Origin of the sequence: Alcaligenes sp. YSL9 (genome assembly GCF_030515105.1) — a bacterium.
In the GTDB taxonomy this organism is placed as follows: Bacteria; Pseudomonadota; Gammaproteobacteria; order Burkholderiales; family Burkholderiaceae_B; genus Alcaligenes; species Alcaligenes phenolicus.
Map to the genome: position 1 here is coordinate 347,090 of NZ_JALXJU010000003.1, position 25,245 is coordinate 372,334.

Below are 25,245 nucleotides of genomic sequence, written 5' to 3' on the forward strand. Positions count from 1 at the left end.
CCATGAAGATATTGAACTCATCCTGGAAGCCGTGTGTGCAGCCAAGTGGGCGCAAGCCTTTTCTCATGACGCTGGGCGCGCTGCTGCTGGCGGGCCTGGGCCAATGGGCTGGCCCAGCCATGGCACAAAAATCGGATATGGAGGAGCGGCTGCGCACGCAGTTGCGCTCCAGCACGCAGCAATTGCAGCAGTTGCAAAGCCAGCAAGCGCAGTTGACGGCCGCTAAGACGGCTGCAGAAACCGAACGTGATGCGGCCCGCAAGGAGGTCGAGCAACTGAAGGCCCGTTTGGACAAGGCCAGCAAGCAGGCGCAAAGCTTGCAAGACGAGCAGGAGGGCATCAAGACCTCTGCGCGTCAGCAAGTGGCGGCAGCGCAATCGCAATTAGGCCGTGCGCGTAACGAGTTTGAAACCTTGCAGGTGCAAGCTCGTGCCACTGAAACGCAGCGTGCCAGCCTGGCGTCCAGTCTGGCCCAGCGCGAAGAGGAACTGGGACTGTGCACGGCAAAAAACAAGGAATTGTATGCAGCCGGGAAAGAAATCCTGGCGGCGTATGAGCAGTTCAGCACGGGCGACTTGCTCAAGATCCGACAACCGCTGGCCGGCTCTGCACGCGTGAAGTTCGACGAGCACGCGCAGGCGCTGGGCGACAAGCTTTATGACGGCTTGTACACGCCCGGTGCCACGTCGTCGGAACAGCCGCCTGTCGCGCCCTGAGCCTTATTGATTGATACCCACAAGGAATATGTATGACTGACTCCCAAACCATCCAATCCGTCTCCTTGAAGCAATTGCAGGAGTTGTTGCAACAGATGGGCTATCGCGTGACCGAGTCCGAGCAGGCTGGGAATCGCCAGCTCTTGTCGGCTTCGCAAGGCATTGGTTTTGCGCTGCGCCTGGGTAATCCTGCGCATGAGGCGGACCAGGCACTGGATTACACCTTGAGCTGCGCTTTGCGCGTTCAAGGCGAGATGCCTGCCGGTATCGAATCGGCCTGGAATATTGGCAAGCGTTTTGCTCGCCTAGCGGTACAAGGCGAGTTTCTGGTGCTGGAAATGGACGTTATCGTGGCCGGTGGCGTTGCACCAAGCTACCTGCAAGCTACCGCTGAATTGTGGGACCGCTTGTTGCAGGAATTCCTGCTGTTTTTGCGTCAGCATGCGGCGGCGAATAATGAAGCCCAGAGTGCCGACAAGGGTGAAGCGGTTGCTGTTCAGCCAGAAGTAGCCCAAGAGACTACTGCGCCTGTCGACGCTGAACAAACTGAAGCGGCACAAGCTTGAACCAGGTGAGCACGATGACACACCCCAAATTTCTGCTGCAAAGTGTGCTGGCTCTGAGCCTGTCGGCCCTGTTGGTGGGTTGTGGGAAAAATGGCGATGCTCAAGCCCAGCAGCCGCAAGCTGCCGGGCAACAAAGCAGCGCTCCGGCATCGACGGCAAAAAGCAGTGCTGCGACGCCTGCGGTCGCCACGCTGGGACAGGTGGTGGTCAGCCAGGACGAGTTACAGCAGTTCCTGCAGGTTTTGCCCGCAGCACAGCGTGAAGCCATGCGTAATGATCGCGTGGTGCTGGAACAGTGGCTGCGCAGCCGCCTGGCCGAGAAAGCCGTGGTAGAGCAGGCCAAGGCTCAGGAATGGGACAAGAAGCCCGAGATACGCAGTGCCATTGAAGAAGCGCAGAATCAGGTGATCCTGCGCAGCTATCTGCAATCCGTGTCTGAACCTGCAGCGGATTACCCGTCCGAGCAGGATCTGCAAACGGCTTATCAGGCCAATCAGGATCAGTTCCAGTTGCCGGCCATGTATCGCTTGAGCCAGATCTTTTTAAGCGTGCCGGACAAGGACGAACAGGCTTTGGCGCAAGCGAAGAAACGGGCCGATGCCTGGGTCAAGCAAATGCGCGAAGGCAAGGCGGATTTTGCGGCGCTGGCCAAAGAGCATTCGGACGAGAAAATCAGTGCCGAGCGGGGTGGCGACAATGGCTTTTTACCGATTAGCCAGTTGGTGCCAGCCATGCGTGCCACGGTTGCCAAGCTGGAACCGGGCCAGCTGAGTGATCCGATTGTGCAGGCCGATGGTGTGCATATTCTGCAGTTGACTGATCTGCGCCCGGCTAGCGTGCGTTCGTTGGAGGAAGTGAAGCCGGCGCTACGTGATGCCTTGCGTCGTCAGCGACAGCAGGAAGCAACGCAGGCCTATGTGGCCGGCATGCTGGATGCCGATACGGTAAGCGTGGATGGCAAGGTGTTGAGTCAGTTGTTGCAGCAGACCCCATAGTCTTGAACCCTGGGGGTGATGCTGGCTGTTTGTACCGGGCAAAATGTTGCAGGCAGCAGGCAGCAGGCAGCAGGCAGCAGGCAGCAGGCAGCAGGCAGCAGGCAGCAGGCCCAGGGGCAGGGCGGGTGAAGGAGAATGGCATGCGATTGTGGCGGATCAGCAGTACGCATTGGGAAAAGCAGCATGAAGCCACGCCGTGGTTCAGTGCCAAAACTTCTTCCATCGCCATCTACCATGCTTCCCCTCTGGCGGCGGTGTGCGCCTATTTACTGCGTCACTGCCTGCCTCATCCAGACCTGATCCCCAGCCACCAGACCCTGCACTCAGTCGGTGTCAGCCAGAATTTGATACGCCGTGCGCAGGTCTCGCGCCACTGGCATTTCAACCTGAAAGAAACGCGCGACCTGACCTTGCGCTGGCGCTTGCTGGCCGACCGGCCTGTGCTGTGTGTGCCCGCCTTGAACGGGGCGAATCAATATTTGATTGATACCCGCTCGCCGCTGTTTTCCCTGATTCATCTTTATCGCCAGGATGCTCAGGCGCTGGAGCGCAGCCTGGAACAGATGCGTGAACACCTGCAGGGCGCTACGCCCTGGCTGGTGCTGCGCTAAGGTGGCTTGGCACGTAAAGCGGGCGGGAACTGTCACTATGTTGTCATTGGGGACTTCTACAATCGCCTCGCCTCACCCCTTTTCGTTTCACTGTCCGACGCCGCGGCTAGACCTATTAACGTGCGCATGACCATGACTCAGGTGGCGATCAGTGTGGCGGTGTTACTCGGCGCTTTCTTGTTATTTGCCTGTGCAAGTCTCGCAGTTGCCCGGTCTGATGCTGACACCCTGCTAAATTCTTCCGAACGTTTGTCTTTCGACATTCAGGCTCAGCCTTTGGCTCAGGCCTTGAAAGCGTATGGTCAACGTTCTGATCTCTCTGTGCTGCTGGACGGTGCCGATCCGCAGCGACCCATGCCAGCCGTGCGCGGCGAAATGACGCGCAAGCAAGCCTTGTCCTCCTTGCTGCATGGTTCGGGCTTGCAAGCCTATTACGTGGATAACCGCTCGATTGTGATCCGCTTGCCCGATAGCAGGCCGGGCAAAGTGGCCACCGGCCAGCGCCCCTTGAATCTGAATCACATCTCGGGCGTGCGTGATGGTGCCCATGATTACAGTGCCTATGTCACCCGAGTACAGCAGACTGTGCGTAATGCCTTGTGCCGATCGCCCCAGACCCGCCCTGGCGCGTACCGGCTGGCCATGCAGCTGTGGCTGAACCCACAGGGGCAGGTGGAACGCGTGCACCTGTTGGGCTCGACCGGGCAGGCCAGCCGCGATCAGGCGATCAGTCAGGTGCTGGACTCACTGGCAATGGGCGTGGCCCCGGATGCCAGTCTGCCGCAACCCTTGGTCCTGTTGCTGGCCCCCGTTTCGGGACATGTGCGTGACGACTGCCCTGTGCAGGCCGGGAAGTAGATCATGTCCGAAGCTCTGCGTAGTCGTTTGCGCCAAAGTCTGATCGCCCGTTACACGCATTTGCGCCAGCGGCTGGAGCGCACGATAGGTTCGCGTGAAGATGCGGCGGATGCCTTGCAGGAAACCTGGATACGGATAGGGGGAGTAGGCAACGGGGTATCGGTGAACAATGACGAAGCCTACTTGCTGCGCATGGCCACCCATATCGCCATTGATTCCTACAAACAGCGCAACAGCTTGCTGACTGCCATGGATCTGGACGCCTTGAGCCATATTGCCGATGACACCTACGATACCCAGCGTTGTGCCTGGGCGCGCATCACGACGGCGCAATTGCTGGCTGTGCTGCAGGACATGCCGATTCGTCAGCGCACGATTTTGATGGCTTCGCGGGTAGATGGTCTGACCTATGCCCAGATCGCCAAACAGTACAATATTTCGGTTTCCCTGGTGAACAAGGAAATGATGCGCGCGCTGGACTATTTGCGACTGCGTTGCGCGGAACAATTCAATGATGCTGTGGGTGTCAGCGTCTCCGACAGCCTTACCGACGCTTAAGTTTTGCCCCATGAGTCCTTCTTCCTCCTTCCCGTCTGACGCCGTGCGTACCCAAGCCAATCAATGGTGGGTGCGGCTGCATTCGGGCAGTGCCCGGCAGTCCGATGCGCAGAGCTTTCAGCAATGGCTGGAGCAAAGTCCCGAACATCGCGTGGCCTGGCAGGAGCTGACGGTAACGATGGACACGGTAACGCCGGGTTTGCAGGCCGCCAGAGACTTGTTGCCGGAATGGAAAGCTCCCGCTGCCTCACCCGTATTTACGGCCCGGCGCGCCTTCATGGGGGGAGCTTTTGCAGCCTGGGCCCTGGCGGTGGTGGGAGTAGTACATCCGCCCTGGGGCTTGTGGCCATCGTTCACGGAATTGACATCGGATTTTCGAACAGGGGTGGGCGAACAGCGCGAGATTCAACTCGGGCAGGCCGTTGCCATTCAGATGAACACGCAAACTTGCATCAACCGTCGTGATACGGCCCAAGGGGCAGGCATTGAGCTTGTTGAAGGCGAAGTCGAAATCCGTGTGCTGGATGGAGCGACCAGCCACCTCCACGTCCAGGCTGGGCCAGGACGTATGCAAGCACAACAGGCGCAGTTCAATGTGCGCTACACCGGCAAGAGCGTGACGGTGACGTGCCTGCAAGGGCAGGTGGTGGTGCAAGCCAATCAAACCGTCACGTTGCAGGCAGGCCAGCAAACGGTTTACGACTATGAACGCATCCATGCGGTGCAGCGTCCCAATCTGGATCAGGTCAGTTCCTGGCGGCGTGGCTATCTGGCTTTTGAAGGCCAGCCCCTGGCCGATGTGGTTGAAGAATTGAACCGCTATCGGCCCGGCAAGATCGTGGTTTATAGCGACAACTTGAAGAGCCGCCCGGTGTATTTGAGCCTATCCATCAGCGATATGGATTTGGCCTTGGACATGCTGCGTGCCATGTCCGGCATACGGGTGCAGGAGTTGGCGGGCGGCATCGCTCTGGTAAGGCAGGCGTAATTACATAAAGTAACAAAATAGGCATGATTGATTTCTCGCCAGAACCAGTCTTGTAGATATGGATACGAAATCCCTCCAGTCTTAAGCCGGGAAACTCAAGCAATGTCGCCACGCCTACGCAGTTTGTCTTCCAAGTCATCTGATCCTAGAAACCCTGTCGATAGAGCTTCTCGCGACAAGTCCCGAAACCGCCTGACGCCGGTGGCCCGAGCCATAGCGACTTTGCTGGTCACAGGTGGTTTAAGTGCGCAGGCTTATGCGCAAACCCAGCCCGTATCAGGCGCATGGTTCGCGTCGCGGGGGGCGGTAGAGCGCAATGTCTCCGGCGCACAAGGTGGGATGGTTGATCCCGGCAATGGCCTTTTGAATTCGGCAGCACGCCAACATGCCGAAGCACGTCAGCAATTGGCCCGTTCGGTCGAGAACCTGGGTCGTACCGCCAGTGCTATTGCTGCTCAGCAAGCTGCACAAAAAGCCGCGCGCGAGGCTGCTGCCAAAGAAGCCGGTGTGCCGGACGGTTATGCGCAAGGCGGGGTGTGGGATCGTGATGCTGCAGGCAATCTGCACGTCTGGACCGGCGCAGAGCGTCCGGTGCACACACAAGACAATGGTCAGCACACCGTTGCCATCAAGCAGACTGAAAGCAAAGCCGTACTGAACTGGGAAAGCTTTAACGTTGGCCGCAACACCACGGTGCAGTTCCAGCAGAAAGCATCCGATGCGGTGTTGAACCGTGTTGTAGGCGCAGATACCGCCCCGAGCCAGATTCAAGGCGCCATCAAGGGCGATGGCACCGTGATGGTGGTGAACCAGAACGGGGTGGTGTTCAGCGGCACGTCTCAAGTGAACGTGCGCAATCTGGTGACAGCCGCCGCCAAGATCACGGACCAGCAATTCAAGGAAGGTTTGTATGGCAAGGACGCCAACACGGCGTCCTTCACTAATGCGCAAGGCAAGATCGAGATACACGCCGGTGCACGTATCGGCACACACGCATCCGAGACCGTAAACCAGGGCGGGGGCTATGTGCTCTTGCTGGGGCAGGAGGTGCACAATGCAGGCAGTATCTCGACCCCGGGCGGGCAGGCTGCCTTGGCCGCAGGCGAGAACTTCATCATTCGCAAGGGGATGGGGACAGAGGAAAACGTCAATTCCACCACCCGTGGCAACACGGTGGTAGCTCAGGCAGGTGCCTCCGACAAAACGGGCCTGGTTCGCAATACGGGCGTGATTCAAGCCGCAACGGGCGACATCACCTTGGCCGGGCGCACGATCAGCCAGGACGGCGTGCTGGTGGCCAGTACCTCGGTTCACAACCGAGGCACGATTCATCTGCAGAACAACAAGACGGATGGCCTGTCCAGCGTGACCTTGGGCAAGGATAGCGTCACAGCCATTGTGCTGGATGAAAGCGCTGCTACCGCCCTGGATGTACAACGCGAAGCCCTGATCAAGGAATCGGACAAGGAAGGCGACGGCCTGCGTCATCGCCGTGATCAGTCGCTGGTACAGATTGCCAGCGGTGGCGATGTGGTTTTCGACGCCGACAGCCTGACGCTGGCGACGGGTGGTCAGGTCTTTGTGGACGCGGCCAGGAACAGCGAGGTACGTCAGGACGCCGTGATTGATGTGTCCGGCCATGTGGGTGTTCGCGTGGCGATGGAAGCCAACAACCTGATGATCAACATTCAGGGTAATGAGCAGCGCGATGCTCCGGTCAACCGCGAGGGCGACAATCTGCGCAGCAGCGATGTCTGGCTGGATCGCCGCAACCTGGTGTTTGTTCCTGCTGGCACCAATGGCTATGAAAAGGACCGTTGGTACACCGCGGGCGGGCTGCTGGAAGTGGGTGGTTATCTGGGCGTCGCCAGCCATAGTATTGGCGAGTGGGCCGCCCAGGGCGGCACCGTGCAGTTCAGCGGTGCCAGCGTGGTGACGCGTCCCGGCTCCTTGATCAACTTGTCGGGCGGCACGCTGGATGTACAAAGCGGTTATCTGCGCCAAAGCTGGCTGCGGGGTGTGGATGGCCGTCTATACACGGTCGATAGTGCACCGGGCGATTTGCTCTACACCGGCTTGTACAAAGGTTACGAGCAGACCAGCGCGCGCTGGGGTCAAACCCGCAGCTTCTATAACCCGATTCTGGCTCCTACCCAGCGTTACGAAGAAGGCTATACGGTAGGACGTGATGCGGGCCGCCTGGTTATTTCGACCAAGGCGGCGGACCTGCAAGGGCATATCGAATCCGAGGTTTACCAGGGCCCGCGCCAGATTCAGGCACCGGCTCCCAAGCTGGATGGCTATCAGCAGTCACAAACGGCTGTAGCGCGTCGGGCCGAGCTGATTCTGGGTGGTTGGACACCGGTTTATGACAAGGACACGCAGAATCTACGTTATAGCCCCAGTGCAGTGGTTGAGCAGATTGTGATTGGCAAGGCTCAGGCGCAAGAGGGGGGTGAGCTGTCCGACGCGACGTCCGGCTCTTCTCGCATCAGCCTGGATTCCGATTGGTTGACGCAAATGGGTCTGGGGGCTCTACGTGCCTATGCCAGCCAAAGTGTGGAAGTCAATGACGCGCTGGAGCTTGCGCTGGGGGGCGAGATCGCGCTGCATGCCAATCAAGTCGATGTGAAGGCTGACCTGACGGCGCGCGGTGGCCGTATTGTGCTGGGTGATCTGGTGGATAAATGGACCAGCGCCAGTTTGGGCTGGCAATCCAGCAAGATTGCCGATGTGGCAGCCGGCGCTATCGCTGCCACACGAATTGACTCAGGTGTCACCCTGGATACCAGAGGCTTCTGGAGCAATCAGGAGCTGGATAGCCGCGCGATGCGCTATCTGCCGTGGCGTAATGGTGGTGAAATCATTTTGCGCAGCAGCGGTGATGTGACTGTGGCCGAACACGCGCTGCTGGACGTCTCCTCGGCGGCGGCCTATATGGCCGATGGCTCGGTGCTAGGTGGCAAGGGCGGCAATATCACCTTGGCAGCTGATGCGTATATGTCCGCCGTATCCGGCATAGGTGGACGACTGGTCTTCGAGGGTGAAATCCGTGGTCATGGTGTGGCTGGAGGCGGCACCTTGCGCTTGCAGACCGGGGAGACTGTCGTGTTGGGTGGCACGGTGCAGGGCAGTGATGGTGTCCTGCAAGCGGGCCAAAGCTCTTTGGCCGATTTGCTGACGACCGAGGCCTTTACCATTGCTGCCGGTGCGATTTTGCCGGTGGATTTCCACTACACGCGTACCCATGCCGCTGCTGGCGAGGTGATTGGTGGGGCGCCCAAGGTTGAGCAGGCCAATCAGTCCAGCTGGATTCATTTGACGACCCCCTGGACCTTGCCCAAGCCAAGCAACGAGAACTCCAGTTATTCGGTTTGGCTGTCCAATGGCCAGCAGTTGCGGGTAGACGGTTATAGCTGGAGCGTGGCGCCAACCTTGCCAGCGGGAACGGTGATCATGGAGATCATGAATCCCGCCAGCTTCCCGACCAACTATGTGGTGCCGGCAGATATCCTGCCTGATGGCATCGCCATTGCGCCATCACCCGGCGTTTACAAAGCTGGCACGGTCGCTCATGCCGATTTGAGCTATAGCGCAGGCACCTTGCTGCGTGCCGGAACGCGCTTGACGCAGGATGTGGCCGTGGGGTCCATGCTGCATTTGGACAGCAGCCTGTTCCAGAAAGGGTTTGCGAATTACGACGTGATAGGCGGCTACGGCGTGGCCGTGGCAGAAGGGGCCAATCTGGCGCTGAACATGCCCGTCATGCAGCTGGATCTGCCCGCTGCACGTCAACTGGCCAACGGTGGGGATCTGAATCAGCTTGCCTCCCTGTGGTTGCCACCCGAGTTCAGCGAATCGCCCGAAAAAGGCTCGATCAGCCAGCGCGGCGGTGCCGATCTGAGCTTGACGGCAGGTTTTGAGTACAAGCAGCAAGATGTGGACCCCAGTGGCCCCACCTTGTCCGTGGGCAAGGCGGCGCATATTAGCGTAGATGATGGTCGCAATATTGTCTTGCAAGGCAGCGGTCAGATTACGGTGGATGGCTCTTTGCGAGCCTCGGGCGGCAAGATCGGTATCTATGGTCTGAGTGCTGGTAGCGAGGACGTGCGCCACCTCAAAGGACACGACGGTTCGATCTGGTTGGGCAGCAATGCCATGCTGGATGTGTCGGGCAAAGCCATGACGGCGGTCGATGCCCAGGGTCAACGCTATGGCAAAGTGCTCAATGGTGGCCGTATCGAAATTGGCAGCAAGTACCAGCAGGCTGCAACGCAGGTCAAGGCTATCGACAGCTTTGTCATTGTGCGCGAAGGCGCGCGCCTGCTGGCATCCGGAGCCGCAGCGACTTTGGACATGCCTGGTCAGGGCGCGCAAACTATTGCTTCCAATGGCGGTGTGATTCATCTGGCCAGCTTCAACGGGCTCTATCTGGATGGCGATATGCAGGCCTGGGCCGGTGGTGTCAATGCGGCGGGCGGAACTTTGTCGGTCGCCCTGGAGTCGCCGAACTATGAAATGTCAGGTGGGCCGGGTGATCGCGTGCTGGCACACCGTGAAATGACCTTGGTGCAAGAGCAGCAACTGGAGAATCTGCCGCTTGATCTGCAAGCTGGTCGTGCTGATGCGGGTCTGGTCTACGGCCATGCTCGTGTGGGTGTGGACCGCATTCAGGCGGGGGGCTTTGATAATCTGGCCCTGCTGTCCAACGGCATTTTGTCGATTGAAAACGGTGTGGATTTGCAGATGGGCCAAAGCCTGCATCTGGCCACCCCCAAGATTGCCTTGGCCCCTGGCTCTATGCCCGGTGCTACGGTCAAGCTGGCCGCGCCTCATGTCCGTTTGGCAGGGGCAACGCATCCCACCCGCGACAAGTATGTGACGCCGCTGATTCAGGCTCTGAACAGTAATGAAGGCCGATTGCCCGAGCTGCTGCCAGACTCCTATCTGCGTATCGATGCCAATGTGCTGGACATTGCCAACCAGATCGCCTTCGGTGCGTTGGGCCGGTCCTTGCAAAGTGGCAAGGCCGAGGTATCGCGTGCCGGCTTTGATACGGTGGACCTGCGCGCGCAGAACGATCTTCGTTTCTTGAAGCATACGGTCGGTGATCGTACACAGCTGCTGACCGAAGGGGATCTGGTGCTGGCGGCTGGCCGCATCTATCCGGGAACTGGCGTGACGGCGGAGGTGATTTCGGGCCGTTATATCCAGCGCGATCAGTGGAATAACCCGCTGACACAGTATGACCCGCAGCGCAGCTTGCGTATCGAGCGCATTGGCAGTGGCCCTGTCGCCCAGCCTTATTCTGCCTTGGGTGTCTTGCGCCTGATGTCGGGCAATATTGATCAGGGCGGTGTGTTGCTGGCTCCCTTGGGGCAGTTGGAGTTGGGGGTGGGTGTAGGTGGTGCCTCGCAAGCCCCAACCTCCATGGTGATGCGCCCTGGCAGTATTACCTCGGTCAGTGCCGCGGGTTTGATCATGCCCTACGGCGGGACGGTGGATGGGCTGACCTATAACTATGCAGGTAGCGATGCGCCTTATGTGGGCCTGGGCGGTCTGCTGGGTAATCTCAGCCTGAAAGCCACCAGCGTGGACGTGCAAGAAGGTGCCTTGCTGGATCTGTCGGGTGGTGGGGAACTGACAGGAGCAGGTTTCCTGCCTGGGCGGGGTGGTTCTACGGATGCCCGCCTGCACCCCCTGATTCAGAGCACCAATAACGGCTTCATGCTGCCCGAGCTTGCTGGCAACCCGGTCTATGCCGTCGTGCCAGGTGTACAGCAAGTGGTGGCGCCATTGGCGGCCGACAATGGTGCAGGCGATCCTATGGTGGGACGCCAGATTCATATCGGAGAGGGCGTACCGGGCCTGGCCGCAGGGACGTATACCTTGCTGCCCTCTACCTACGCCTTGTTGCCTGGTGCTTACCGCGTTGAAATCAGTGGTTCGGGTAGTGCCAGTGCGGCTATGGGTGGCACCATTGCCATGCGTAATGGTTCCTACAATGTGGCCGCCCGTTTGGGGATCGCCAATACCCATGTCATGGATGCCATGCCCTCGCGCGTGGTGCTGACCTCGGCAGACACCCTGCGCCAGTATTCCCAGTACAACGAAACGTCTTACTCGCAGTTTGGGCTGGACTGGGCCACGCGTGATAGTGTCCCGCGCCCTCAACTGGAGCGGGATGCCCGCCAACTGCAGCTGGAGGCGAACCGTTTGCAGGTGGCGTCCGGTGTTGCCAAGTTTGAACCGGCCCCGAATGGCCGTGGGGGCAATGTGGTGCTGACTGGTCAGCGCATTGAAGTGCTGGCTGATGGGGCAGCGCCGACCGCAGGCTTTGATGGTATGTCGGTAGAGTCCGGTGTGCTCAATCGCCTGGGGGCGGCAGGCATCAGTATCGGGGGGTCACCTACCTCCACGTTTGCCTTGCAAGGTTATGGTTCGACCCGTGATGCCTGGCGTGTCAGTCTGGGCAACACGCGCACAGATGAAATCTATATTCGCGGCGGCGCCGTGCTGGAAGCAGCGCAGGTATTTCTGGTGGTGGGTAATCGTGAAAAGGGCCTGACGGTTGAGCAGGGCGCCACGATCAACACCTTGGGCAAAGGCACCGCGCCCTGGGACTCCAGCGAGGGCTATGTGCTGCAGCCCGGCCAGAAAGGGGTTCTGGCCTTGAGCAATGGCTGGCTGGATGTCACTTCACCCAGCAACGACGATAGTTGGGGCACGGTAGGGGCGGGCTTTCTGCATATTGGGACTTGTGCCGTCGGTAGCAGCTGTTCGGGTGAAACCCGTTTGTATTCTGAAGGCACGATTACTGCTGCCACCAATAAAACCTTTGAGCTGGATGAGTCGGTGCGCTATGGCACACGCAATCTGGTGCTGGCTATGGGTGGCATCAATGTGGGCGGAGCGCAGGCCCTGTCCGACGCGTCTGCTGCGGGTATCTTGCCCTCCGGTCTGACGCTGAATCAACGTGTGCTGGAGCGCTTGCTGCGCGGCGATACCCAGATGGGGGCGCCTGCATTGGAGAACCTGGTGTTGACGGCGCGTGACTCCGTCAACTTCTATGGTGATGTCAATTTGAGCACGCTGGACCCGGTGACAGGCAAGTCGGCACTGGAGCGCCTGGTGTTAAGCGCAGCTGCCATTTATGGCTATGGCGACGCACATAGTGAAGCACGTATCGAAACCGGAATTCTGGTCTGGAACGGAGCCACGACACCGGCGGGCAGCATCGTGGAAGGCGGCGCGGGCACGGGGAATGGCCATCTGGTATTTGATGCTCAGCAGATTGAGTTTGGTTACGGCCCGAAAAGCCAGCCCGATACCGTGGGCATGCACGACCGTCTGGCCTTGGGCTTTAGCAGCGTGAACCTGAATGCCTCCGAGCGCATCACAGCCAATAACAAGGGCAGCTTGTCCGTGTACCACAGTCGTGGTGCCTGGGATGCAGCCAGCAATGGCTGGACCTATCAGGGCGGCAATCTGAACATCAGCACCCCCTTGTTTACCGGACAGGCCGGTTCGGTCAACAACATCCGTGCAGGTGGCAACATTGCGGTGACTCGTCCGCAGGGGAGCAGCACGGTGCAGCCTGATCTGGCCACAGCAGTGCACGCCTTGGGAGCCGAGTTGAGCCTGGATGCTGCCAGGTCCCTGGTCTGGGACAGTGCGGCCTTGCTGCCTAGCGGCAAGCTGAAGCTGTCTGCTCAGGACGATGTGGTTCTGCAAGAGGGTGCGCAACTGGATCTGGCAGGGCGTCCGATCGGCTTTTTTGATGTGAACAAGTACAGCTGGGGTGGCGAGGTTGTGCTGGAGAGTCGCGGCGGCAATGTGACCCAAGCGGCGGAATCCCTGATTGATGTATCGGCCCAGCACAATCGTGCAGGCAAACTGACGGCCCTGGCCTTGAACGGTTTGGTGGACTTGCGTGGCCGTATGTCGGGAGCTGGAACAGGGCATTACGATGCGGGCGGTACCTTGGTGCCTTTTGCCTCCGGCTTTATTGAGCTGCGTGGACAGCAGATTGCGGACTTTGCGGGACTTAACGCCCGTCTGAATGAAGGATCGGTGTGGGGTGGTCGCAGCTTCCAACTGCGCCAGGGGGATCTGCTCATTGGCAACGAGCTTAAAGCGCGTGAAATCAATGTCTCCGTGGACAATGGCAGCCTGACGGTCAACGGCACCATTGATGCCAGCGGTGAGCAGGCGGGCAGCATTCGCCTGGCTGCCAAGCGAGGGGTGACCCTGACTGGCAGCGCCGTGCTGGATGCCAGTGCCAGTGTGCTGCGTCGGGACAGTTACGGCCAAGTGATTGAAGCACCTAACCGGGCCATCATTGAAATTGATTCGGGCCAGGGTCGTCTGGTTCTGGCCGATGGCATGCGCATGAATCTGAGTGTGGCTGGTTCCCATGCGAATTACGGCACTGTCGCTCTGAACGCACCGCGCCTGGGTGGCGCGACGGGCAACGATGTCGATATTGATGCACGCGGTGCACTCAACATTACCGGGGCCAGGTCGATTGCCGTCAATGCTTTCCAGCAATACGACGATGCGCAGCTCGGCCTCGATGAAACGGTAGATGGTCGCAGCTACCAGCGTATCGATCAGGACTACTTGCGTCAGAAGCATCTGGATAGTGAAACCTTCATCAACAAGGCTCTGGCGAATCAGGCCTTGATGCAAGGCAAGCTGGCCGGGCTGCGTGCTTATGGTGATCAATTCCACCTGCGCCCTGGTGTGGAGATTGTCAGCAATGCCGTCACGAATCCAGATGGTGATCTGCATGTGGATGGGGATATTGATCTGTCGGGCTACCGCTATGCCAGCGTCAATCCTCATGCTCAGAAAAGCTCGGTATATGGCTCGGGCGAGGCCGGGGCCCTGGTATTGCGCGCCGCTGGAAATCTGACGATTTTTGGCAGTTTGACGGATGGCTTCAATACCTCCGTGCTGGGTGTCACGGCTGATGATGGTGGCTGGGTTCTGCCCGCAGGTCGTATGCCTTTTGGCGGTGATCTCATCATCCCCCATGGCGGCATGGCCACGCTGGACGTGGGGACCCAGTTCGCGGCCGGTCGTACCGTTAACTATGACCTGCCCGTGGAGGGCATGAGCTTGCCACGCGGCACCGTAATCCCCAGCCTGATGAGTCTGGCGCAAGGCCTGTCCTTGCAGGCAGGAACGGTGCTGTCAGCGGCCGTGCTGGATGCGTCCGGGCAAGTGGTTTATGCCGCTGGCACGGTCTTGAAAGAGGCAGTGACACTACAAGCCAATATGCAGTTGGCCGCGGGCTTCCGTTTGCCGGAGGATGCGCAAATGGCGGCTACTCTGTGGCCTAAAGGCGTGCCCTTGCCGGTGCTTATGAAATTGAACCAGCAGGTTGCCTTGAAGAAAGGGGCGCTGGTGCCTTCCGAGACGGACGTGGTATTGCCGGGCGGGGCCGTGATGGTCGATCTTCGTCCTCGAGATGGGGATGACGCGCAAGGTCGCATGCTGGCTCTGGCCCCCATGTTGGCCGCTGGCTCGCAGTCCTGGGATTTGCGTCTGGTTGCCGGGGCGGATACCTCGGCAGCGGATAATCGCTTGACGTTGATTGATACCGAGCGTCGCTTGATGCTGGCGGATACGCACTTTGGCCTTGGCGTGAAATCAACCGAAATTCCAGGAACGGGTAAACCAGCGGTGTATGGCTGGGGAGAGGTCAGCCGCTTTGAAGAGCTGGTTGAATTGCTGGCGGGGGGCTATTGGTTGAGCTTTGTGCCTGTCTCTGGTGAGCAGGTGACACAGGCTCAGATCGAAGAGCTGCAAGCGTACGGCATTATCGGTGCCGATGTCACTGAATTGAATATTTTTGGCATGGGCGATATGGCCGCCGAGCTCTCGCCCGCTACACCGCCCGAGATGCAAGACGTGAAACAGCCCGCCCGTGAGCAACTGTTCAGTGTCCTGCGTACGGGCGTGGGTGACCTGGATCTGGTGTCTGGTGGCGACATCGAGATGAATTCGCTGTATGGGGTCTACACCGCGGGCACGCCGTCGGCATCGATGGGGGCGGCCTATAACCAGGCGCGTGGCAAGTTGTTCGATGGCACGATCTTGCGTGCGGAAGGCAAGCGTTTCGAGTCGCTGGTCGACGGTGGTGCGGACAGCCTGTATCAGGCCTGGTATCCCGAAAAGGGCGGCAATGTGTTGCTGCGTGCTCAAGGCAGTGTGAAGGGGGATCTGGTCGGCAATAACGACGGCAAGAATGATCTGAGCTACACCTTCTACAACACGCGTCAGCAGATTGCTTCTACGGCAGTGGGTAACTGGTTGTGGCGCCAGGGAACGGGTAGTGCAGTGTCAGCCTCGGAAGGGACTCCCAGTGCCTGGTGGGTCAACTTCGGGACATATGTGGCGGGTACCGCAAATGGCGGGTATAGCGAGTACGACACCTGGTTGTTTGCCAACGATCCTTTCCTGGCCGGCTTTACCGGTGTGGGTACTTTGGGTGGTGGCAACTTGACCGTGGAGGCCGGGGCGGATGCCGGCATGTTGAACCAGCGCGGTATTCGCAGCAGCTGGAATCAGCAGACGCATACGCCGCGCAGCCAGGGCTTGCATCTGGTGGTGGGCAGCACAGGCCGAATCACCCCGGGGGGCGAACTGGTACAGACAGGTGGCGGGGACCTGGTCCTGCGCCTGGGCGGCACACTGAACCCGAACCCCGATGTGCGCTTGAACGAGCATGACCTGAACAGCACTTTGGTGAATTTGCGAGGAGCCATTGCTCTGGATGCCGGCGCGGTTGGTGGGGTAAAGCTGGGCTTTGGTGGAACAGATCAAATGGATACGCGTCCTGGCAATATTTATGCCAGCGGCGGAGGGGCCGCAACCGGTGGTCCGATTCTGGTCTTGGGTGATTCCGCAGTACGCATGCAAACGCGGGGCGATCTGGTGCTGGGCAGTACGGTAGACCCAGGGCGTACCTTGTCCTTAAGCTCAACGCCTTTCTCCGTAGATGGCCAGCACTATGACGGCAATGGCTGGTCCTGGTTCTCCTTGTGGACACCGGCGACGGCGATTGATTTGTTGAGTGTGGGGGGCAACCTGACGCCCACCACGTCCTGGGATGAGCGCAATGCGTATGAGGATACGCGTTGGGGCGACCCAGGCCGCAACCAGTCTCATAACGCAGATGGTCATTTTTATCCTTCTATCCTGCGTGCGTCGGCCGCCAACGGCAATATTCAGTATGGAGCCAGTGCCAGCGATGCCACTGTATCGAGCAATTCGATATTGCGTTATGGCTTTGGTACGGTACTGGCCCCTTCGCCAATGGGCGAGCAGTTTGTCAACGCAACAGGGCGTGGTGAACTGCAGTTCCTGGCGGGGGGCTCCATTCAGGCAGCCGGCTATGTTTTCTCGGCCTCGGCGGCAGACGCAGCGGCCATGTCCAGCCCTTTCCGTCCTGCCTTTGTAGGCTTGCTATCGCAGACAGGGGGCGGCGAGTACGGCTATAACCCTCGCATTATTCATAACGTGGATGGCGAGGCCGTCAAGCTCAACGACTGGTTCACCGTCAGCAGCAAGGCGGTCACTTCGCTGTACGGAGGCCGTCAAAATACAGGTTCCTTGTTTGTGTTTGGTACGCCGGTCAATATCGGTACTGCCGCAGCTCAACGTCAGCCTGCTCGTTACTACGCTGTCAACGGCGACATTGTTGGCTTGCGCGTCGGTCAGGAAGTGTTGTTGGGGTACCCTCCAGGCTCGCAGGGCTCACGTATGGAAGGCTCGATTCCTGTGGCGATTCGGGCCGGGCGTGACATTACCGACTCGGGCACACGCCTGGGGCAGAAAGATGCGGTGGCAGGGGCCAAGAGTGCCACTGCGACGACACGCGGTAATTTGATTACCCATGCCTGGGCAGACGATATTTCCATTGTTGAAGCGGGTCGGGACGTGCGTAACAGCAGCTTCTACATCTTGGGGCCAGGTTTGCTGGACGTGTCGGCCGGGCGTCATGTGTATCTGGCTGACAAGGGCGAGATCAAGAGTCTGGGGCCCTTGAGCAGTGCCTTGTCCGATAGTCGTGGTGGTGGCGCCAGTATTTCGGTCTCGGCCGGAATGGGCGAAGGAGCACATTGGAACGACTTTGCGGCGCGCTATCTGAACCCCGAGAATCAGGCTGATCTGGAGCTGCCGTTTGCAGATCAACAGGGCAAGGCGCTGTACATCTACAGCGGTGGCCTGACGCTGGGGCAATGGCTGCAACGCGAGTTTGGCTACACAGGTGATGAATCCGGCGCACAAGCCTTCTTGCAGGAGAAGCAGGGAGAGCTGGACCAGGTACGCGATCAGGCCAGGGCTGAAGGCCGCAATGCCTCCAGTCGTCCCTTGGCGCGCGAGTACAAGCTGGAGAGCCAGCTACATCTGGTCAACTGGTTGAGCCCCCGCTTTGGCGACAAGAACGGCCTGGGCCTGCATTTTGATGCGGCCAGCATGGACGCCCGCAGCTTCTTCGAGGCCTTGCCGCCCGAGCAGCAACGCAGTTATCTGCGCAATGTGTACTACGCAGAGCTGAAGGCATCGGGCCGTGAGTACAACGATAGTGACAGCAAGCGCGCAGGCAGCTATTTGCGGGGTCGTGAAGCGATTGCCACCTTGTTCCCCGAACAGGATGCTCAAGGCAAGGCCTTGAGCTACACGGGTGATTTGACGATGTACAGCAGTGCGCTGTATTACGACGCGGATTACGTGAACAACACGGCGGGCAAGAGCCGGCCTAATCCCAAGCTGGATTACATCACCAAGGCCGAGTGGGAGGCCTTGGGCAGTCCGGGTTACAACGTGTCGTTCTACGACGTGCTGGATGCAGGTATTCACACCAACTTTGGTGGGGACATCAGCATTCTGACTCCCGGCGGGCGCGCCCTGGTGGGGATTGATGGTGGTTTTAACCCTGGTCCGGGATCGGGTGTGATCACGCAAGGGGAAGGGGACATCAACTTCTTCTCGCAAAGCGACATTCTGATGGGGCAGAGCCGGGTCTTTACGACCTTTGGCGGCAATATTCTGGCCTGGTCGGCAGCAGGGGACATTAACGCGGGTCGGGGTAGCAAGACCACGGTGGTCTACACACCGCAACGTCGTGTTTACGATCTGTTTGGCAATGTGGCCTTGTCGCCATCAACGCCTAATACCGGTGCGGGTATCGCTACCTTGAACCCGGTTCCCGAGGTCCCGCCAGGTTATATCGATCTGATTGCGCCATTGGGAACGGTGGACGCGGGCGAGGCAGGGATTCGCGTGTCGGGCGACATCAATATTGCCGCCTTGCGTGTGGTCAATGCAGACAATATTCAGGTACAGGGCGAGTCCAAGGGAATTCCGGTGGTGGCGACTGTCAACACAGGCGCCTTGAGTAACGCCAGCGCGACAGCATCGTCGGCCGCATCGGCGGCGCAGGATACGGTCAACCGCGCTCGTGCACAGGCTCGTCAGAATCTGCCTTCGGTCATTACTGTGCAGATTCTGGGATTTGGGGATGCAGGGCAGCCAGGGGGCGGGGCCACATCATCAGGAGCAGGCCCAGCGACTTCCAGGATAGATGCCTCTGCGTATCGCCAAGACAGTACGGTGCAGGTCCTGGGACTGGGCGCCAATCCGCAATCCGCTCTGGATCGGTTGACGCCCGAGGAGCGGCGGCGGATGACACTGTAGCTTGAGCCTGGGAGATCTGATCATGCTGTCCACTTGCCTGCCCTTGCCTACACGCAAGCGTAATGAAGAGTGTGTGACGCCGCAGTATTCACTGTGCTTGTATCTGAAGGTGCACTACGAAGAGCTGCTGCGTCAATTGACCATCCGCCTGCGCTGCCGCGACCGCGCAGCGGATGCCTTGCACGACACCTGGCTGCGTCTGCATGGCAGCCGGGAGATCGGGCCCGTTGCCAACCCGCGCTTGTATTTGCTGCGTATGGCCAGCAACCTGGCGATTGATGAATGGCGTGCCGAATCTGGCAGAGGGACGCTGGTACCCCTGGAGGAACTGGAAGAGCATCAGCAGATTTCCCCCATGCCGGGGCCAGAGTCCAGCCTGATCGGCCGATCTTTGCTGTCCGTCCTGATCTACGCCATCGAGCTGCTGCCCCGCCAACGCCGCGCCATCTTTCTGGCGGCCCGGCTGGAAGAACAGAGCCTGAGTGTGGTGGCCGAACGCTTTGGCGTCACCACCAGCAAAGCACGCAACGAACTGCGCCGGGCTGAGGCGCATTGCGAACAGGCGTTGCTGGGAAATTGGACGGAGCTGCGACAGGGGCGCAAGGCCTGTGTAACACCACCACCGACCATGACGGCCGGGTTTGGTTGGATGGCGGAGCCGGTGGGATTTTGAGGCTTTTATCGCTAATATCGATAATTTAATTTTATCGATATTGTCGATATTTGTTGCTTATCGAGATAATCGATATACTCAAATTATCGACATTAGCGATAAATAGATATGTACATACTTTCTACTAGTGATCAGCTTGGTTATCAGCTTGTTGCTCGACGCAAGGCTTTAGGTCTGACGCAGCAGGAAGTCGCATCTCGTTTGGGGATCAGCCAAAATCGTTTGTCCGAACTGGAAAGTCAGCCGAGCCAGTTAACCGTTGAGCGATTGTTAGCCTTGACTGGTATTTTGGGGCTGGAGCTAGCCGTACAACAGCGCTCTCAAGCCCCTTTAAGTACAAGTGAATGGTAGCCATGGCGCACCGTTCACAGCAACGCCTATTGGGTTTATGGGCGAATGGCCTTCGGGTAGGGACTTGGCAAGTAGCCGCCAATGGCGAGGATAGACTGACTTACGACCCTGTTTGGCTCGTATCATCACAAGGGCGTCCCTTATCGCTTTCTTTGCCGTTCACTATTGATAACGCGCCTTTGCGTGGTCCTCAAGTACGAAATTATTTTGACAACCTGCTACCAGACAGTGATGTAATCCGCCGTCGCCTGCAGACACGATTCAGAACATCCAGCACAGATGCTTTTGATTTGCTAACGGCTATCGGGCGTGATTGTGTTGGAGCTATTCAGCTGCTTCCCGAAGGTGAGGAGCCCGATGATGTCTTTGATATTCAGGCTTGTCCTTTAAACGAGGCTGAAATCGCTAACGCTTTGAGGGCGGCTACTGCTGCACCGTTGGTCTTGGGGCAACAGCAAGCGTCTGATGAAGACTTCAGAATATCCTTGGCAGGAGCCCAGGAAAAAACAGCCTTTTTATGGCATCACGGACAATGGTGTCGACCTGTTGGATCTACTCCGACAACGCATATCTTCAAACTACCATTGGGCTTGGTGGGGGGCCGCCAAGCGGATATGCGCAGTTCTGTAGAAAATGAATGGCTGTGTGCACAGATTTTGCGCGCCTTTGATTTACCTGTCGCTAACTGCGAGATGGCCAGTTTTGAAGAGCAAAAGGTATTGATCGTTGAGCGTTTTGACCGGAAGTTGGCTGTACAGTCTTATTGGCTGAGGCTGCCACAGGAGGACTTTTGTCAGGCAACAGGCAAGTCTCCTGATGCTAAATACGAGGCCGATGGCGGGCCGGGCGTTGTTGATATCGCGCGTATTTTGCAGCTGTCTGAAGCGAGGGAGCAGGACTTGCGTACTTTGCTGACAGCACAATTAGTGTTTTGGATGTTGGCAGCGACTGATGGGCATGCGAAGAATTTTTCGATTTTTCTATTGCCTGGTGGCCGTTACCGCTTGACGCCTCTGTACGATGTTTTGTCGGCTTGGCCAGTCACGGGTACTGGACCGAACAAGTTGGATGTGAATCGTCTCAAGCTGGCCATGGCCGTTCGCGGGAAAAACACCCACTACCGATTGCGTGATATTCAGCGCCGGCATTTCAACCACATGGCCCGACTGTGCGGGTGGGGAGAGAACATGGAGGACCTGATCATGGATTGCTTAGGACGAGTCCCGCACGTGTTGGAGGTGGTCGCCCAGCAACTGCCCGCTGAGTTTCCTATGGAAGTGTTTGAGGCAATTGAATTGGGAATGCGTGAGTCCGCCAAGCGCTTGGAGGCGATGCCAGCGACACTGCTGTAGGCAAAGCATGCTGTCTGATGATCGATAGACGAGGTGTCCGAGGCAGGTAGGGGCAGATTTCCACACTGAAATGAAAATGCTTTCACGTCGTGTGTATGGGCTAGAGTCTGCGCATCTGGCAAGTAGAAAAACAAAAAGCCCAGTCAGATGACTGGGCTTTTTGCTTGAATTCTTGGTGGCCTGGGGCGGAATCGAACCACCGACACAAGGATTTTCAATCCTCTGCTCTACCGACTGAGCTACCAGGCCAACGTGTACTGCTCGGTAAAAATAGAACTATACCACGTTTTTTAATTTGTGCGCATAGTACAACAAAAAATTTATGCATCTTTTCGACTTCAAATTTGCCGTACCCCTAGGGGGAGGCCCTTTTCAGCGAAAAGAGGGCTGCATAAAGGAGTGCAATTGTAATCACAAAAGGGCAATTCAAGTAACATTTTTGGCAAAATTGCGGCTTGCGGCGTAAAATCACTTAAATTTCATGCGTTTTGCCTTTGCAAAATTGCCAGTCTTGGTCTTTTCAGGGCTATAGCCTGTACTGCTCATGTCTGTAGATGTTCTAACCTTCGGTCTGAATCATGTGTCCGCGCCCGTTGCCGTGCGCGAGCGCGTTGCGTTTCCGATCGATGTGTTAAAGCCTGCGCTTGATACCTTGCGTGCCACGTTCGGCACCGGTGTCCGTGAAGCAGCCATTCTGTCTACCTGTAATCGTACCGAGATCTACTGTGCGGCCGAGCCCCATGTGGCTGAGCGTCTGCCCGAATGGATGGCAGACTTCAACAGTCTGCGCTCTGCCGAGCTGACCCCCCATCTGTACCGCTACAACCAGAACGAGGCCGTGCGCCATGCGTTCCGTGTTGCCAGCGGTCTGGACTCCATGGTCTTGGGCGAGCCCCAGATTCTGGGTCAGATGAAAGATGCCGTGCGTGCCGCCAACGAGGCCGGCTCGCTGGGCACCTTGTTGCATCAATTGTTCCAGCGCACCTTCTCGGTGGCCAAGGAAGTCCGTACGCAAACCGCTATTGGCGCCCATTCGGTGTCCATGGCTGCCGCGGCTGTCCGTTTGGCCGAGCGTGTGTTTGGTGACCTGAGCCAGGCCAAAGTGCTGTTTATTGGTGCTGGGGAAATGATCGAGCTGTGTGCCACGCACTTTGCGGCAGTGAACCCCTGTAGCATCGTGGTCGCCAACCGTACTCAGGAACGGGCTGAAAGCCTGGCCTCGCGCTTCATGGCCAGCACCATGAAGCTGGCTGATGTGCCTGATCGTCTGGCAGATTTTGACGTGGTGGTGTCCTGTACGGCCAGTACCTTGCCCATTCTGGGTCTGGGTATGGTGGAACGAGCTGTGCGTTTGCGTCGTCACCGCCCTGTGGTCATGGTTGATCTGGCCGTGCCACGCGATATTGAAACCGAAGTAGGTCGCCTGGACGACGTGTACCTGTATACCGTCGATGATCTGGGCCGCTTTGTACAACGGGGTGCCGATGCCCGTCAGGCCGCTGTGGTGCAGGCTGAAGCCATTATTGACACCCAGGTGCAGCATTACATGCACTGGCTGAGTACCCGTGCGATTGTGCCGGCCATTCTGGATGTGCAGCAGTCGGTCGAAAAAGTACGTCAACACGAGCTGGAGCGCGCGCGCCGCATGTTGGCCCGTGGCGATGATCCAGCAGAAGTCATCGAAATGCTGGCGCATGGCCTGACTCAAAAGTACATGCACGGCCCGATGGCTGAATTGACGCGCAGTGAGGGTTCCGAGCGCGAGCAATTGTTGAATCTGCTGCCTCGTCTGTTGCCCTCGACCACCCGTCGACGTTAGCGTTTGGGCTGTTGTCTGTTCACCGACTCTCCTGCGGTGCAGCCCGATAGCTTTGAACTGCGCCCAGACCCTCTGATTTTCCCTTTAGGCTGTTCCCTATGAAAGACTCTATGCGCAGTCGGCTTGAGCAATTGGCTCGCCGTCTGCATGAAGTTGATGCCATGCTTGCCGAGCCTGAAATTGCCAGCAATATGGACGAGTTTCGCAAACTGTCGCGCGAGCGCTCCGAGCTGGACCCTGTTGTAGCAGCCTTCAAAAGCTATGAGGCTGCCGAAGGGGATCTGCAAGCGGCCCAGGACATGATGTCCGACCCTGAATTGAAGGAAATGGGCGAAGAAGAATACAAGTTGGGCAAGGAACGTATCGCTCAACTGGAGGATGAACTGCAAATCCTGCTCCTGCCGCGCGACCCGGACGACACCCGTAACGTGTTCATTGAAATCCGCGCCGGTGCCGGTGGGGACGAAAGCGCTTTGTTTGCCGGGGATTTGCTGCGCATGTACATGCGCTATGCTGAAAACTGCGGCTGGCGTACGGAGATCATGTCTGCCAGCGATTCGGAAGTGGGTGGTTACAAGGAAGTGATCGTTCGAATTGAAGGCCAGGATGTGTACGGGCGTCTGAAGTTCGAGTCCGGTGCGCACCGTGTGCAGCGTGTGCCTGAGACTGAAGCCCAGGGTCGCATCCATACCTCTACGTGTACCGTGGCCGTGTTGCCCGAAGCCGAAGGCCTGGCTGAAATCACCATCAATCCTGCTGATTTGCGTGTGGACACCTTCCGCGCCAGTGGTGCCGGGGGTCAGCACGTGAACAAGACGGACTCTGCCGTTCGTCTGACTCACTTGCCTACAGGTTTGGTGGTGGAGTGTCAGGACGACCGTTCCCAGCACCGTAACCGCGAAAAGGCCTTGCAGGTGCTGGCCGCTCGTCTGAAAGACAAGCAGCAGCGTGAGCAATCTGACAAAGAAGCCGCCGAGCGTAGAAGCCTGGTCGGTACGGGAGACCGCTCCGAGCGCATCCGTACCTACAACTTCCCGCAAGGCCGCATGACGGATCACCGTATCAATCTGACCTTGTACAAGCTGGGCTACATCATGGACGGCGATCTGGACGAGTTGATCAAGGCCTTGCTGTCCGAGCATCAGGCCGGTTTGCTGGCTGATCTGGCGCAGGCGTGAGCATGAACCTATCCGGTGAGCAGGCCGTGTCCTCAATGGCCACGCCTGCCGACTATCCCCGTACCTTGCGAGCCTTGCAGCCGTTAAGTCCCTTGCCGCGCCTGGAGCGCGACATGCTGTGGATGCAGGTGCTGGGCGTCGGTCGTTCCTGGCTGATTGCGCACGACACGGACGAGTTGCCGCTGGACAAGATCCAAGCCTATCAAGCTCTGGAAGCCCGCCGTGTGGCGGGCGAGCCCATGGCGTATATCGTCGGTGTGCGGGAATTCATGGGCCATGAGTTTCTGGTGTCGCCCTCGGTGCTGATTCCTCGCCCGGATACCGAAACCCTGGTTGAGCGTGCCTTGGAGCGTGTGCAGAACATCCAATCTCCCCGCATTCTGGATATGGGCTGTGGCAGCGGCGCCATTGCGGTTTCTCTGGCGCTGGCACGTCCTGATGCCCATGTGGTCGCCAGTGACATCAGCACACTGGTATTGGCGCAGGCGGGCTTAAATGCTCAGCGTTTGTGTGGGAAAGTCGAGTTTTGCCTGGGGAGTTGGTACGATGCCGTGGCAGGCCAGGAACCTTTTGACCTGATCGTGTCCAACCCTCCATACATTGCAGTGGATGATGAACATCTGGCGCAGGGCGATGTGCGGTTCGAGCCGCGTCAGGCACTGACAGATGGCTCTGACGGCTTGACGGATTTGCGTACAATAGTTCAGGGAGCCGGGCCGTATCTGCGTCCTGGTGCTAGTCTTCTCATGGAGCACGGCTGGGATCAGGCCGACCATGTGCAAAATATGCTGCGGCAGGCAGGGTTCAAACAGGTCATCAGTTATGAAGATCTGGCAGGAATCCGGCGGGTCACAGGTGGACAGTGTTAAT

14 protein-coding genes and 1 tRNA gene are annotated in these 25,245 nt (G+C 58.4%); 14 read left to right on the forward strand and 1 reads right to left on the reverse strand.

Features of this window, described 5'->3' with window-relative positions; genetic code table 11:
• Window positions 1-65: 65 nt before the first annotated feature.
• The 11 genes from M2Q46_RS14240 (at window position 66) to M2Q46_RS14290 (ending at window position 21,378) form a co-directional block, all read left to right on the forward strand.
• Window positions 66-716: a hypothetical protein gene (locus M2Q46_RS14240; RefSeq protein WP_021447203.1), complete on the forward strand. Its 651-nt coding sequence runs from the start codon at window positions 66-68 to the stop codon at window positions 714-716.
• A 32-nt stretch (window positions 717-748) separates the two neighbouring features.
• Window positions 749-1,282 carry a YbjN domain-containing protein gene (locus M2Q46_RS14245; RefSeq protein ID WP_115634478.1) on the forward strand — a complete coding sequence of 178 codons (534 nt, stop codon included), beginning with the start codon at window positions 749-751 and terminating at the stop codon, window positions 1,280-1,282.
• Between the two features lie 14 nt (window positions 1,283-1,296).
• Window positions 1,297-2,277 carry a peptidylprolyl isomerase gene (locus tag M2Q46_RS14250; protein ID WP_137430600.1) on the forward strand — a complete coding sequence of 327 codons (981 nt, stop codon included), beginning with the start codon at window positions 1,297-1,299 and terminating at the stop codon, window positions 2,275-2,277.
• A gap of 140 nt (window positions 2,278-2,417) precedes the next feature.
• Entirely contained in the window at window positions 2,418-2,888 is a 471-nt protein-coding gene (locus M2Q46_RS14255; RefSeq protein ID WP_302357514.1) for a hypothetical protein, read from the forward strand.
• Window positions 2,889-3,137: 249 nt separating this feature from the next.
• Window positions 3,138-3,746, forward strand: a complete 609-nt coding sequence (locus M2Q46_RS14260; protein ID WP_160289042.1) for an STN domain-containing protein — start codon at window positions 3,138-3,140, stop codon at window positions 3,744-3,746.
• A 3-nt stretch (window positions 3,747-3,749) separates the two neighbouring features.
• The gene (locus M2Q46_RS14265; protein WP_302357515.1) at window positions 3,750-4,304 is read left to right on the forward strand and encodes an RNA polymerase sigma factor; all 555 of its coding nucleotides are present in this window, start codon (window positions 3,750-3,752) and stop codon (window positions 4,302-4,304) included.
• 10 nt (window positions 4,305-4,314) lie between these two features.
• A complete protein-coding gene (locus M2Q46_RS14270; RefSeq protein WP_302357516.1) occupies window positions 4,315-5,292 on the forward strand; it encodes a FecR domain-containing protein in 978 nt (325 codons plus the stop codon).
• A gap of 102 nt (window positions 5,293-5,394) precedes the next feature.
• On the forward strand, window positions 5,395-19,002 hold the full coding sequence (locus M2Q46_RS14275) for a filamentous haemagglutinin family protein (RefSeq protein ID WP_302357517.1): 13,608 nt from the start codon (window positions 5,395-5,397) through the stop codon (window positions 19,000-19,002).
• 22 nt (window positions 19,003-19,024) lie between these two features.
• Window positions 19,025-19,675 (forward strand): RNA polymerase sigma factor, encoded by a 651-nt coding sequence (locus tag M2Q46_RS14280; RefSeq protein ID WP_143241239.1) that lies wholly within the window; start codon window positions 19,025-19,027, stop codon window positions 19,673-19,675.
• A 108-nt stretch (window positions 19,676-19,783) separates the two neighbouring features.
• The gene (locus M2Q46_RS14285; protein WP_080655514.1) at window positions 19,784-20,026 is read left to right on the forward strand and encodes a helix-turn-helix domain-containing protein; all 243 of its coding nucleotides are present in this window, start codon (window positions 19,784-19,786) and stop codon (window positions 20,024-20,026) included.
• 2 nt (window positions 20,027-20,028) lie between these two features.
• Window positions 20,029-21,378 (forward strand): type II toxin-antitoxin system HipA family toxin, encoded by a 1,350-nt coding sequence (locus M2Q46_RS14290; RefSeq protein ID WP_239054787.1) that lies wholly within the window; start codon window positions 20,029-20,031, stop codon window positions 21,376-21,378.
• Between the two features lie 173 nt (window positions 21,379-21,551).
• Here M2Q46_RS14290 and M2Q46_RS14295 read toward each other — a convergent pair.
• Window positions 21,552-21,627 (reverse strand) — tRNA-Phe (locus M2Q46_RS14295).
• Between the two features lie 295 nt (window positions 21,628-21,922).
• Here M2Q46_RS14295 and hemA point away from each other — a divergent pair.
• The 3 genes from hemA (at window position 21,923) to prmC (ending at window position 25,244) form a co-directional block, all read left to right on the forward strand.
• Window positions 21,923-23,197: a glutamyl-tRNA reductase gene (hemA, locus tag M2Q46_RS14300; protein WP_302357518.1), complete on the forward strand. Its 1,275-nt coding sequence runs from the start codon at window positions 21,923-21,925 to the stop codon at window positions 23,195-23,197.
• Between the two features lie 98 nt (window positions 23,198-23,295).
• Window positions 23,296-24,375, forward strand: coding sequence for a peptide chain release factor 1 (gene prfA / locus M2Q46_RS14305; RefSeq protein ID WP_302357519.1), 1,080 nt, complete (start codon window positions 23,296-23,298; stop codon window positions 24,373-24,375).
• A gap of 2 nt (window positions 24,376-24,377) precedes the next feature.
• Window positions 24,378-25,244 carry a peptide chain release factor N(5)-glutamine methyltransferase gene (gene prmC, locus M2Q46_RS14310; RefSeq protein ID WP_009464102.1) on the forward strand — a complete coding sequence of 289 codons (867 nt, stop codon included), beginning with the start codon at window positions 24,378-24,380 and terminating at the stop codon, window positions 25,242-25,244.
• The last annotated feature ends 1 nt before the right edge of the window (window position 25,245 follow it).